We start from the raw sequence: 12,034 nt of genomic DNA, 5'->3' as shown, positions 1-12,034 counted from the left end.
TGTTAACTTTTTTATCTTCGCACTCAAATAAAAACTATAATGAGTTTACAACAAGAGGTCATGTCGGCTTTAAAGGAAGCCATGAAATCTAAAAACCAAACGGCCCTTACGGCGTTGCGTGCCATAAAATCGGCTATACTGTTAGCACAGACCGAAAGTGGTGCCAAAGAAGAATTGACCGAAGAACAAGAGCTTAAAATACTTCAAAAGCAAGTAAAGCAAAGACGCGATAGTGCTGCTATTTATGTTGAGCAAGGACGTGAAGATTTGGCGGCTCCAGAATTGGCAGAAGCTGATATTATTGCCCAATTTTTACCGGAGGCTTTAACCGACGAAGAAATTGAAAAAGTGGTTGTGGCCACTATTGAGCAAATAGGTGCAGAAGGCATGAAAGATATGGGTAAAGTAATGGGTATTGTGAGCAAGGAACTTGCTGGGCAAGCCGATGGCAAAACCATTTCTAGCATCGTAAAAGCTAAATTATCTTAGAAAATAATGGCTGCGTAGTTCAACTGGATAGAATATCAGATTTCGGCTCTGAGGGTTGGGGGTTCGAATCCCTCCGCGGTCACTTTGTAAATCCTAATTGGTAAAAAACTTACTGATTAGGATTTTTTTCTATCCACCACGCCCATAAAATGATTAGCCACATTAAGTTTGCAGACCAAGCAACAGCCATAGTACTTGGTGGTGATGGACCAAAAATATTCATTATGTGAACTATGAAAAGGAAAGTAACTAATATCCAGAACGCTGTTTTTCGTTTGAAAATGGGAGTTTTATAATAAAGAAATGCACCCAGCCCAAAAATTAAAACTTCAAGCGCAATTTCGGCAACGGGGTAATTCCATAAACCCATACCCACTTTTAAATCTGAGAATGGGGAAATGGGTAAATCAGGGCGGTGGGTAATTAAATCAAGAATCCAATGGCTTATAACTAGTAGTCCAAGTATTAAGGCGCCTTTTCTGTTTTTGGTGAAAACGAAATAACAAGCCCCCAAAAGTAAACCCCAAAACAATGCGGCTAATAGGCTGTGAGAATACGGATAGTGTTCAAAATTTAAAGGAGTTAGTTTGGTGTTTCCAGGGTCGATGGACAGGGTTTCAATGCCTAGAAGAACAAAAATGGGCCAGATTAAATCCAACAACTGTACGGCAATAAACATCATTAACAACGAGGGAAGTTTATTGTCTTTTTTTGATAAAAGCCCAATAGCAAAATGACCTATAAACATAATTTTATGATTTTGTTTTTTTATTTAGCTTTTTTAACAAATCTATAGTCTTTTTTAGTAATAATTCATGACTTTCTTTGCCAGTATTTTCTAATAGCACTTTGAACGTTATAACACTCATGAAAACACTAGAGAATTCATTTTTTTTGATGTCTTCCCATAATAATTTATGTACAGGTGATTCTATTTTAGGAATTTCAGCATAAATAGGATATTTATTTGAATAGGTTTTTATTCGTTCAATATAATCTTGATTATATTTTAAAATCGTACTATTAACCGACTCTTGCATTGAGTTTAATGACATCAAATCAGCCACAAGTTCAGAATCAAATAGTGCAATATTTCCTGTGCCAACCAAAGTTTTAAATGTAGTATTGTTATATGTTCTGGTAAAAACATGAGTTGTTTGAATAAATTCTTTTCTTGCTATTTTCACTAATGTGTCTGGTGTAGCTTTAATGCGTTTAACTCTTTGGAATTGCTCCAATAATTTAGGTAAACGTTCGGAACTTTTTTTTAAAAACTGTTCAATTTCAAGGCTATCTTGTTTTAAACTTGTTATCAATGATTTCGTATAAACCTCTCTTTGTTTTTCTTCAGTACGTTGCTCATTAAGATTGTTGACTTTTAAAGCAATTAAAATTCCAATAACAACAAGTATAATTTCTCCAAAAGCATATTTAAAATACTTTCCGGTTTTTCCTTCCGAAAGCAAGTTTCTACGAATTTTTCTAAAGAATTGTTAGTCATAATGAAGCACAACGTTTTGTGTATGGCCCGTTGCGTGACACCAGCACAGCGAACTGGTGTAGCAATTTAGACGCAATGGGCTATACACCGTGTTGGCGGTAGTGTTTATTATCTTTACTTTCTATTCATCCATTTATTGGTACTACCTGTCCAAGCCCAAAGGATGTTTATAATTTTCCACTCTCCATCTAATTTCCCCAGATGAATGTAATCGACAAATTCAAACTTGTTTGTTGCCGCTTTTACCGAGGCAATACCATTGGATATATCATAAATGGTCACATCCGCTCTTAAAGGTTCTTTGGGGTCCTCGTCACCTATATAGAAGAGGGTGTAATCAAAATCTTTGGCGTATCCTATTAAACTTGCTGCGGTCATATTTGCTGGATATTCTATCCCTTCTTTGTTTTTGGCGATGGTCCGTTTAGCCAAATCGGGATGCATGGCTTTTTCAATTCTTTTGGGGTCATTGGTTTCCATGCCTTCTATATAATTGAGTACGGTTTCTCTTATTTGTAAAGAGTCATTTTGTGTTTGGGCAAAGAGATGACTGTTATGAAACAGTAGCAATACAGCAAATAGATAAAAGGACTTCATTATTTTTTTCATTTTTCGACTATTTAGAATTGCCTACTCTATTCAGTTTTTGGCTTCCCTGTGTTTAGTATGATTTTAAACGAACATAGGTGTTTTGGTCTGTCAGCATTACCGCCAACAGTTGGATAAACGTATTACGTTTATCTACATTGTATTTATTCCTTTAAATATAAATAATATTCTTACAGTTTTATTCTTTATGTATAATAAAACTTCAAGTCAAATTAAATTATCCGAAGTTTATATTGGTAGTTTTTATAACTTTCCAAACAAAACAGTTTATAAATGCCCCAAATATTATTGACCAGCGCTTCCTCGTACATAGGCAATACCATCTTTGTTATTTTGGTATGTGGCGTGTTGGTTCTTTTTGTTTTGTACATTAAAAAAGTTATCACTTCCATTTTGGATGGCTTTGAGATGCTTTATGCCCAATTTACCAAGCGTCCAATATTTATTCATTTTTATCCTATAAGGCGTAAATTAAATGCAGGCCAAATAAAAATCTTAAAAAGTAATTTTACCTTTTACAATAGGTTGGATGCCAAACACCAAAGTTATTTTAGGCATCGTATGGCAACTTTTCTTTTACAAAAGAATTTTGAGGGAAAAGATGATTTTGAAATCACAGAGGAGGTAAAAGTACTTATTTCGGCAACGGCCATCATGCTCACTTTTGGCTTTAGAAATTATACCATTCCGTACATTAAAAACATATTGGTTTACCCTACTCAGTACTATTCCACAGTAAATAAAATATACCATAAAGGAGAATATAACGCCCGTTATGAAACCTTGGTGCTATCTTGGGATAATTTTATTGAAGGTTATAGAATTGACGACGATAAGGTAAATTTGGGCATCCACGAATTTACCCACGCCATTCATTACAATTGCATGAAACAGAATGACATCAATTCCATCATTTTTGTTGATACATTCAGTGAATTGAGGGAGCAACTATCAGCAAACGAGCAGTTAAAAAATGATTTGGTAGCATCAAATTTTATCAGGAGTTATGCCTTAATCAATGATTCTGAACTATTGGCCGTAATTGTAGAAACCTTTATTGAGGCACCTAAAGAGTTCAATAATCTTTTCCCAGAAGTTTATGCCAAATTAAAACAAATGCTGAATTTTAATTTTAGCGGGTATTAGCCAAATTCAATAGTCGACAACCTGATTTGAAAACCGCTTCTTTTCGAGATAAATTTAATATTCGTACATTTAAAATCGTGCACCTTTTATATAGGTACATTCCGTTGGCATCAAGCTAAAATAGACTAAATGAAACACGTTATTTTCTTATTCTTCCTTAGTGTGATATGGAACCTATCTTCCCAAACAAAAACAACTTTTGTTTATTCAGTAAAACGTTCGGATACCTTAAAATTAGATGTTTATACACCAAGAAGAATAAAAAAATCTGAAAAGCTTCCAGCACTTTTATGGATGCACGGCGGTGGTTTTTTTGAAGGAAAAAGAAATGATAGAAATAATGTGAAGCTATGTAAATACGCTTCTAGAAATGACTATATCGGGATTTCAATTTCTTACAGATTACTCAGAAAAGGAACTCAAAGTAAATTTGGTTGTAACTGCTCAAAACAGGAGAAATTGGAAACTTTTAAACAAGCGGTTATAGACTTTTTGGATGCGGCAGATTTTATTGTTAAAAATGCCAACGCGCTCCACATAGATGCGCAATATATTATTGCCGGTGGTAGCAGTGCCGGGGCAGAAGGTTCTTTAAATGCGGTTTATCTGCGCGAGTATTTTGTGGACAGCCTTGAAAAGTATAATGATGTAAAGTTCGCAGGTGTTTTTTCTGCCGCCGGGGCCGTTGTAAATGCAGATTATATAAAAAAAACCAATGCCGTGCCGAGTGTGCTGTTCCATGGTACAAACGACCAATTAGTTCCTTTTGGTTCGGCACCACATCATTATTGCAAACCCGAAAGCCCAGGGTATTTAATGTTGGATGGGTCTGAGGTTATCGCCAAGAAATTGGAAGATTTAGAGACTTCTTATTATTTCAATATGGTAAAAGAAGCAGGGCATGAAATTTCGGCAGTACCATTCATGGATTTAAAGAAAGTGTTCCATTTTTTTGAACGGACCATTTTAAATGATGAAATCATTCAAACCAAAATCATAAAAACTAAATCTCCTTGATGTTGCTATTTGGTTTGGTTCTATCTGTGTTGAACTATTTTTCTCTATTTTAAAAAGTTATAAATTATTGTTTTCCAGTTACCTTAGGAATCCTAAATTAATGGAGCATGATTTTTATCATACAATTTAAATTTTTGTATCAGTAATTTTAGTCATACTAAACTAAAATACAACGTGATGATACGAAAAGCACCAGTTTCGATGATAATGACAGAGCACGTTATCACGCTAGGCAAAAAGGATTCCTTAGAAAAAGCAGAGCATTTATTTAAGCACCACAGGATAAGACATATTCCCGTGGTTAATAATCATGTTGTCATTGGTATGCTAAGTTACACCGATTTGTTGCGCTTAAGTTTTGCAGATATTACTGATGATTTTGATTCGCCCGCCGATGTTATGGTTTACAATATGTTTACTATTGAGCAGGTAATGAAGCGAAACATTGTTACCGTATCATCATCACATTCCATAAAGGAAGTAGCCGAAATATTGGCCACAAAAGAGTTTCATGCTTTACCCGTTGTTGATAATAACATTTTGGTAGGTATTGTGACCACAACCGATTTAATAAAATATTTGATTAAGCAATTTTAATTTTAAAGCTAATGTTATGATAGAAGATGCGCCTGTTTCAGAAATAATGACCAAAAATATCATTGCACTAACAAGATCCGATGATTTAGAAAGAGCTGAAGTCCTTTTCAAAAGGCATAAAATAAAACATATTCCTGTAGTTGCTGAACAAACGATTATAGGTATGCTGAGTTTTACGGATTTAATGCGGATTAGTTATGCCGAAGTAGATTCAGAAGCCAGTAATTCTGTTGATTCTGTTGTTTATAATATGTTTACTATTGAACAAGTTATGGTAAAGGATGTTGTTACCGTTACAAGTAGTACCACAATAAAAGAAGTAACCAAAATTTTAGTAGGACGCGAATTTCATGCCTTACCCGTTGTTGATGACGGCGATTTGGTAGGTATTGTAACCACAAGGGATTTACTGAATTACTACTTAAAACAGTATTAAGAATTGGCAGCTGCCTTTAGTTCCTTTATAGTCTCAATTTGATTGTTGCTCTTGAACACAAAACTTCCGGCTACCAACACATCGGCACCGGCATCTGTAAGTTTCTTGGCATTTTCCGTGTTAACCCCACCATCAATTTCAATCAGTGTAGATGAACCTTTTCGAATAATTAACTCCTTTAGCTCCTTGATTTTTTTATAGGTGTTTTCAATAAAACTTTGCCCGCCAAAACCAGGATTAACACTCATTAAAATGACCAAATCAATTTCGTTAATTGTGTCTTCCAAAACATTAATGTTTGTATGCGGATTAAGCGCAACACCTGCCTTCATACCTTCAGCTTTTATCGCTTGAAGTGTTCTGTGCAAGTGGGTACAGGCTTCATAATGTACCGTTAAATGATGACTTCCCAAATCTGCAAAAGTTTTAATGTATCTGTCTGGTTCAACTATCATTAAATGTACGTCAACAGGTTTTTGGGTTTGCTTTGTTATAGCTTTTAAAACGGGCATTCCAAATGAAATATTAGGCACAAAAACTCCATCCATTATATCTATATGAAACCAATCGGCATCGCTTTGGTTAACCATTTCTATATCGCGTTGAAGGTTTGCAAAATCTGCAGCCAAAAGGGAAGGAGCAATAAGTTTTGAAGACATATTAGTTTTTGTTTGGACAAAGATAGTAAAAGCGATTTCCTTTTGAAAGATATTTTAAGATGGGTAAAAACAAACCCCCGGTAATCAGCCGGGGGTTCTTTCATCAATCAAAAAACGAACAGTTATGTGTAACTGTTTGTTACTGTAATTTAGTCGTAAAAAGTTTACTAACCTAAATATGTTTTTAATATTTTACTTCTAGACGTATGTTTTAATCTACGAATAGCTTTTTCTTTAATTTGACGTACACGCTCGCGGGTTAAATCGAAGGTCTCACCAATTTCTTCTAAAGTCATTGGGTGTTGGTTTCCTAAACCAAAGTACAAACGGATAACATCTGCCTCACGAGGTGTTAAAGTTTCTAAGGCACGCTCAATTTCTGTGCGTAACGATTCGTGCAATAATTCTTTATCTGGGTTTGGTGATTCACCACTATTCAATACATCGTATAAGTTAGAATCTTCTCCCTCAACCAATGGTGCATCCATACTAACGTGACGACCAGAATTCTTCATGGATTCTTTAACGTCGTTAATGGTCATATCCAATTCTTTAGCTATTTCTTCAGCAGAGGGTGGACGTTCATGACTTTGCTCCAAAAATGCAAACGTTTTGTTGATTTTGTTAATGGAACCAATTTTGTTTAAAGGTAAACGCACAATACGAGATTGTTCAGCTAAAGCTTGAAGAATCGATTGACGAATCCACCAAACAGCATAAGAAATGAATTTAAAACCACGGGTTTCATCAAAGCGTTGTGCCGCTTTTATCAAACCTAAATTACCTTCATTAATTAAATCGGGTAACGTTAAACCTTGATTTTGGTATTGTTTTGCAACCGATACAACGAAACGTAAATTGGCTTTAGTTAACTTTTCTAAAGCTACTTGGTCTCCCGCTTTAATTCGTTGTGCCAATTCCACTTCCTCATCGGCCGTAATAAGGTCAACCTTTCCAATTTCTTGCAGGTATTTATCTAACGAAGCGGTTTCTCTGTTTGTAACCTGCTTCGTAATTTTAAGTTGTCTCATCTAATGTTCTCCTGTTAATTTAAAACGTGAATAAAAAGGGCATTTGGAGGTTATACGTAATATAACAAGTAAATGTTACAAAAAGTTTAAATTTTTTTAACTTTCTGTTTATAAGACCCAAAGAAAAAGGAATGGTCACAATTTAAATATCAAGTAGATATTTAAATCTTAATCAGCTTTTTATCACTCAGGTTGATACCATCTAACATATCTTGGGTGAATTTGTAGTGTCCCCTTTTAGTGATTAACTTAAAGCGATGCGATTTTAGATTACTTAATGTGTTTAGGAAGAGCCATTTGGATTTTAAAAGTTTTGGCTTTTCTGATTTTAGACTGATGTCAAAGTAATATTTCCTACCTTCCTTAATAGCTACCAAATCAGGAGTAACGGAGATGTTGCTACCTGCCTTGGTGTATGATTTTGGAGTTTCGTAACCTTCCGTATCGGCTTTGATGTTTTCGAAACCGTGATTTTCCAAATAGGTTATGGAGTCTTCTAAAACGTCTAAATATTTTTCTTTGTCTTCTTGAATCATAACCCCTAAAATAATGAAAATCAGTGTAATTTCAAATTTTTTAAGGAGGTTTAACGTTACATTAACTGTGAATGGGTTTATAAAAACGTCATTTTATCATCCATATTGATGCGTTCTTTGGCAATGGATATCTTTTGATGAACCTTTTTAAAGAAAAGGGTTCTATCCCTTTCACCAGCTGTTGCCAAGAGTTTTGAATTGGACATTTGCTTCTGCAAAAATTCATACATCATTTCACAGGTTTCTTGGTGCTCGATTTTAAAATAGCTTAGTACAGTAAAGGGGGAAAAAAACATTTTGCCAAAAGGGGTAATGACCATTATGGTATTTGTAAGCATATGCAAATCACATTTATACAACATGAATGAGTTGGAGTTGTTTTGGCCACCAATACTTTGATCTATAGTTTGTTTTTCTACATGATCGATAACTTCGTGGATGTCATCACAAATTCGAAGGGCCAAATCTTTGGAAACGAGTCCAGCCTCAAAATAATAAAGTACTTGCTGAATAGAGCCATTTACTGTATTGTCGCTCCAAAGCTCTGTTATATTGGTGTGTTTATAAATTTCACCCAATTCAAAAGCGCTATCCAATAACGATTTTGGAATGGTTTGTACCCAATCGTCAAAGGATATTTTGGTTTTGGCCATTTCGGTATTAAGGTCTTTTAACCAAACGTACATTTTGTAACGCGTTAAAAGAGAATCTGTTAGTGTATGAAATAAGGGAATGTCTTTACTGGAGTAGATGAACTGGGCATTTTTAATTCTTTTCAAGGCGCTAATGTTATGAATAGACTGTTCAATCCAAGTTTCCAGACCTTGCACATCATTAATTGGTGGTGATATTTCGGTAACAATCATGTTCGAACTTCCAACCTCAAATAACTTATTGAGCGAAATTTTATAGTGCTTGGCCAATTTTACGCCCTCTTCAAGAGAGATATTGGTTTTTAGGTTTATTCTTCTGTATGCTGCATCGTACCCGACGTCCAGTATACCGGCTATTTCCTCAACAAAGGAAGTGTTATTGTTGGCCTTTTCTTTAAGGTGCTTGATGAATTGCTCTTGCATTTTTTGAGAAATTGTAAGTAGGTTTTCGTAGATTTTGTGAAATTTAAGAAAAAAATGTGAAATTTTTGGATGATTCTCTAAGACGTTTGCGAAATATTGCTGTTACTTTTGTATCGTAATGAAATAGTTATGAAAACTACAGCAACATACCAAAATTCGTTTCTATCCAAATTTATGGATAAATATATTAGCTACGTGGTTGTTAAAAAAAGTTACAAAGCATTATTTATGCAAAGAAACCAACATAAATTACGAGTGCCTAAAGTAGGATTATGCTAGGTATGATGTGGAAACACCCTTGTTGGAATCTTAATACTTTATTCTTTATTTAACGGCTTCTGGTTAAAAAACCTTCCTATTTGCCTGAAATATTGACCAATACCCGTTTGAATTGTATAAAACTCGCTCTTTTTTTATAAATTAGTAGGTGACTAACCAACCAATTTAATGAGTTTAGAAAAAGAAGGCTTTGACTTTGTAAAAACAGTCATCAATTTTTTATTGATTGCCGGCGTTATACAAGGTTTTGGTTTTAATCTTGTGACCATCTTCGTTAAAAAGAAATTTGATAAAGTCATTATATTTCTAAATTTAACGGTACTATTCATTTCCCTTAATAATTTACAGGCTTGGCTTATTGACAAAGAAATTATTTGTAGTTTATATGTTATCAAACATCTTGAGGTACCATGGTATTTATTAATATTTCCCATGTTTTATGCGTTTACTGCCAACTTTTTACGGGTTGAAAAACGTGTAAATGATTTCATTAAACCTTCCATGGTCATTTTTATTTTGGAAATTGTATTAAGGTTAGTTGTTATATCTATTATGTATCACGACCCGACAAATACAGATGACAGCCTAATAAAGACTTACACTAAATATGAGGAAATTTTAAATGCTGTTTATGCTATTTTCTTATTCGCTAATACCAGTATTCTAGTTTTTAGGAAGCACGAAATGCTAGATTATATTTTGGCCTACGATGACCTAAAATGGATAAAACTGTTTTTTAAATGGGGCGTGGTGTTGATTTTATTTTGGATAGTGGCCATTATAATAAAAGGTGAGTTTGAAGATAAAACAGCTTATTATCCTTTACGCTTGGGTACTTCGATACTATTATATTGGATAGGTTATCAAGGGTTTTATAAATATACTGTGGTGCAGGACCGAATTTTTTTACGAAGTACCATTGCAAACAATGAAGTTTTAATTTCTTCAAACACAGAAAATCAGTTTGTTGCCCAAAAGGATGAATTTATTAATGAAAGGCACCAAAAGGAATTTGATGCGGTAAAAAGCCATATTATAAAAAGTAAACTATACCTAAATCCGCTACTAAGTATGGAAACGGTTACCGAAGAATTGGGGATTAGCAAGAGCCATTTGTCTAAATTGATTAATTCATATAGCCAATTTAACTTCTCCGATTTTATAAACTTTTTGCGAGTAGAACAAGCCAAAAAGTTTTTGTCCAACGATGAATTTAGTGAATACACGATTGTCGCTATAGGCTTGGAATGCGGATTCAATTCAAAGTCAACATTTTACTCCGCTTTTAAGAAATTCACTGGAGAAACACCTACCACTTTTAGAGAAAAGGAATAGTCCGAGATAATCGTTGGACATCCTAATTTATCTATCATAGACCTTCTCGGATATTAATCTTATTGTCTGCCAATAACTTTGCGATAGTAAAAATAATCTAAAACTATTAGCAATGATACCAGCACTTATTTTATATCTCTTCAAGAAATTGAAAAAGGCTGATAATTCTAACAAGTCGTCGGTCAGTCTTAAAAAAATAGCATTGAAGCTAAAATCTGTTTTCTTTTAATTGACCATCTTCAAAAGAAGAACCGATTGGAAAACAGGAAGGGATGTTTAAGCGTAATTAGTAGGTTTTTTGTGTAAAAAGAAGTGATAAAGGATCATCAAAATTTCGCGAATCCTGATGAGGATCATTGTACAAGGATTTTTATAAAATTAAATTTAGTTAAAGCTCAGGTTAAGGCTTGTTCTTATAAACCTGAAATTAAAAAATTTATAAATGAAAATACTTGGGAAGCACTTTAGATTAATGTTGATAAAAGTAAAAAGTATTAAGAAGGTACTTAACAGCGGTATAAAGCCCATCACAAAAATCATGATGTTGCTGCTGCTTTTTAAAACTTAGATGGTAAATAAATCCATTTTTCATAGCAATGGATCAGGTGGTTAAAATAAATTTAAAAGAACTAGTTATGATACCAGCACTTATTTTATACCTCTTCAAGAAGTTCAGAAAAATGGATAATTTAATTAAGTCATTCTTAAATTTCAAAAAAATAGCTCTTAAGCTAAAGGCGGTTTTCTTTTTATTGGCCATTTTGGCTACGCTATCGTTCACCGATAAACGTATTGATAAAGTATTGACCTATCAAGTTGTTAAAAACGATAAGGTTATAGGAACTATAGAAATAAACAAAAATGCCTTTTCCGATTCAACAGTTTATAATTTAAAAAGTCGTATCAGCGCCAAGTTTCTCTTTAAATTTTGTGTTACGGGTAAGGAAAAGTCAGTATTTAGAAATGGAGTCTTAGTCTATTCTTCAGTTCATAGAACGCTAAACAATAAAACAAAGGTCAATCATAAAATTGTACTTAAAAATGGACGGTACAATCTTTTGCTAGACGGGGAATCCGTCTCGTCAAACATTGACCCCATCAATAGAAACCTAATCACGCTTTACTTCAACGAGCCTATTGGTGTTACTGCCGTTTTTTGCGATAACCTTAAAAAAATGGTGCCCATAAGCCCATTGGGGAATGGAAGGTACAGGGTGGATTTTGAAGATGGAAAACACAATGTTTTTCATTACAGCAATGGAACCTGTGTTAAAGTAGAAGCTATTAGTAAGTTTTTTAACGTTGTCTTAATTCCTGCATAGC

General features: G+C 34.1%; 14 protein-coding genes and 1 tRNA gene. 8 read left to right on the top strand and 7 right to left on the bottom strand.

Going from position 1 to position 12,034, the window contains the following annotated elements:
• The first annotated feature begins 39 nt into the window (after window positions 1–39).
• Both ACB104_RS04160 and ACB104_RS04155 read left to right on the top strand, forming a co-directional pair.
• Window positions 40–489, top strand: a complete 450-nt coding sequence (locus tag ACB104_RS04160) for a GatB/YqeY domain-containing protein (RefSeq protein WP_370477015.1) — start codon at window positions 40–42, stop codon at window positions 487–489.
• An 8-nt stretch (window positions 490–497) separates the two neighbouring features.
• A tRNA-Arg gene (locus tag ACB104_RS04155) sits at window positions 498–571 on the top strand.
• Between the two features lie 27 nt (window positions 572–598).
• Here the strand turns inward: ACB104_RS04155 and ACB104_RS04150 are convergent.
• The 3 genes from ACB104_RS04150 to ACB104_RS04140 all read right to left on the bottom strand — a co-directional run bounded on the left by ACB104_RS04150 (window position 599) and on the right by ACB104_RS04140 (window position 2,599).
• Entirely contained in the window at window positions 599–1,237 is a 639-nt protein-coding gene (locus ACB104_RS04150; RefSeq protein WP_370477014.1) for a metal-dependent hydrolase, read from the bottom strand.
• 4 nt (window positions 1,238–1,241) lie between these two features.
• Window positions 1,242–1,955 (bottom strand): DUF6090 family protein, encoded by a 714-nt coding sequence (locus tag ACB104_RS04145; RefSeq protein WP_370477013.1) that lies wholly within the window; start codon window positions 1,953–1,955, stop codon window positions 1,242–1,244.
• A 149-nt stretch (window positions 1,956–2,104) separates the two neighbouring features.
• Complete coding sequence (locus tag ACB104_RS04140) at window positions 2,105–2,599, bottom strand: nuclear transport factor 2 family protein (protein ID WP_370477012.1); 495 nt, start codon at window positions 2,597–2,599, stop codon at window positions 2,105–2,107.
• 273 nt (window positions 2,600–2,872) lie between these two features.
• Between ACB104_RS04140 and ACB104_RS04135 the strand changes: the two genes are divergently transcribed.
• The 4 genes from ACB104_RS04135 to ACB104_RS04120 all read left to right on the top strand — a co-directional run bounded on the left by ACB104_RS04135 (window position 2,873) and on the right by ACB104_RS04120 (window position 5,795).
• Window positions 2,873–3,745 (top strand): zinc-dependent peptidase, encoded by an 873-nt coding sequence (locus ACB104_RS04135; protein ID WP_370477011.1) that lies wholly within the window; start codon window positions 2,873–2,875, stop codon window positions 3,743–3,745.
• 129 nt (window positions 3,746–3,874) lie between these two features.
• Entirely contained in the window at window positions 3,875–4,762 is an 888-nt protein-coding gene (locus ACB104_RS04130) for an alpha/beta hydrolase (RefSeq protein WP_370477010.1), read from the top strand.
• 177 nt (window positions 4,763–4,939) lie between these two features.
• Window positions 4,940–5,359: a CBS domain-containing protein gene (locus ACB104_RS04125; RefSeq protein WP_370477009.1), complete on the top strand. Its 420-nt coding sequence runs from the start codon at window positions 4,940–4,942 to the stop codon at window positions 5,357–5,359.
• A 16-nt stretch (window positions 5,360–5,375) separates the two neighbouring features.
• A complete protein-coding gene (locus tag ACB104_RS04120) occupies window positions 5,376–5,795 on the top strand; it encodes a CBS domain-containing protein (RefSeq protein ID WP_370477008.1) in 420 nt (139 codons plus the stop codon).
• Here ACB104_RS04120 and rpe read toward each other — a convergent pair.
• The 4 genes from rpe to ACB104_RS04100 all read right to left on the bottom strand — a co-directional run bounded on the left by rpe (window position 5,792) and on the right by ACB104_RS04100 (window position 9,097).
• Window positions 5,792–6,454 (bottom strand): ribulose-phosphate 3-epimerase, encoded by a 663-nt coding sequence (gene rpe, locus ACB104_RS04115; protein WP_370477007.1) that lies wholly within the window; start codon window positions 6,452–6,454, stop codon window positions 5,792–5,794. The genes ACB104_RS04120 and rpe overlap by 4 nt on opposite strands.
• Before the next feature lie 167 nt (window positions 6,455–6,621).
• Window positions 6,622–7,485: a sigma-70 family RNA polymerase sigma factor gene (locus ACB104_RS04110; RefSeq protein ID WP_027137161.1), complete on the bottom strand. Its 864-nt coding sequence runs from the start codon at window positions 7,483–7,485 to the stop codon at window positions 6,622–6,624.
• A gap of 161 nt (window positions 7,486–7,646) precedes the next feature.
• Window positions 7,647–8,021, bottom strand: coding sequence for a hypothetical protein (locus ACB104_RS04105; protein ID WP_370477006.1), 375 nt, complete (start codon window positions 8,019–8,021; stop codon window positions 7,647–7,649).
• A gap of 77 nt (window positions 8,022–8,098) precedes the next feature.
• A complete protein-coding gene (locus ACB104_RS04100) occupies window positions 8,099–9,097 on the bottom strand; it encodes a hypothetical protein (protein ID WP_370477005.1) in 999 nt (332 codons plus the stop codon).
• A 447-nt stretch (window positions 9,098–9,544) separates the two neighbouring features.
• On the opposite strand from ACB104_RS04100, the gene ACB104_RS04095 reads away from it, so the two are divergent.
• Both ACB104_RS04095 and ACB104_RS04090 read left to right on the top strand, forming a co-directional pair.
• Window positions 9,545–10,711 (top strand): helix-turn-helix domain-containing protein, encoded by a 1,167-nt coding sequence (locus tag ACB104_RS04095; protein WP_370477004.1) that lies wholly within the window; start codon window positions 9,545–9,547, stop codon window positions 10,709–10,711.
• A 635-nt stretch (window positions 10,712–11,346) separates the two neighbouring features.
• The gene (locus tag ACB104_RS04090; protein ID WP_370477003.1) at window positions 11,347–12,033 is read left to right on the top strand and encodes a DUF6134 family protein; all 687 of its coding nucleotides are present in this window, start codon (window positions 11,347–11,349) and stop codon (window positions 12,031–12,033) included.
• The last annotated feature ends 1 nt before the right edge of the window (window position 12,034 follow it).

The sequence above is a fragment of the Tamlana flava genome, from assembly GCF_041287255.1.
GTDB classification, from domain to species: domain Bacteria; phylum Bacteroidota; class Bacteroidia; order Flavobacteriales; family Flavobacteriaceae; genus Tamlana; species Tamlana flava.
Note: the sequence above shows the minus strand (reverse complement) of the source record. Positions and strands in the feature narration are given on the sequence as shown.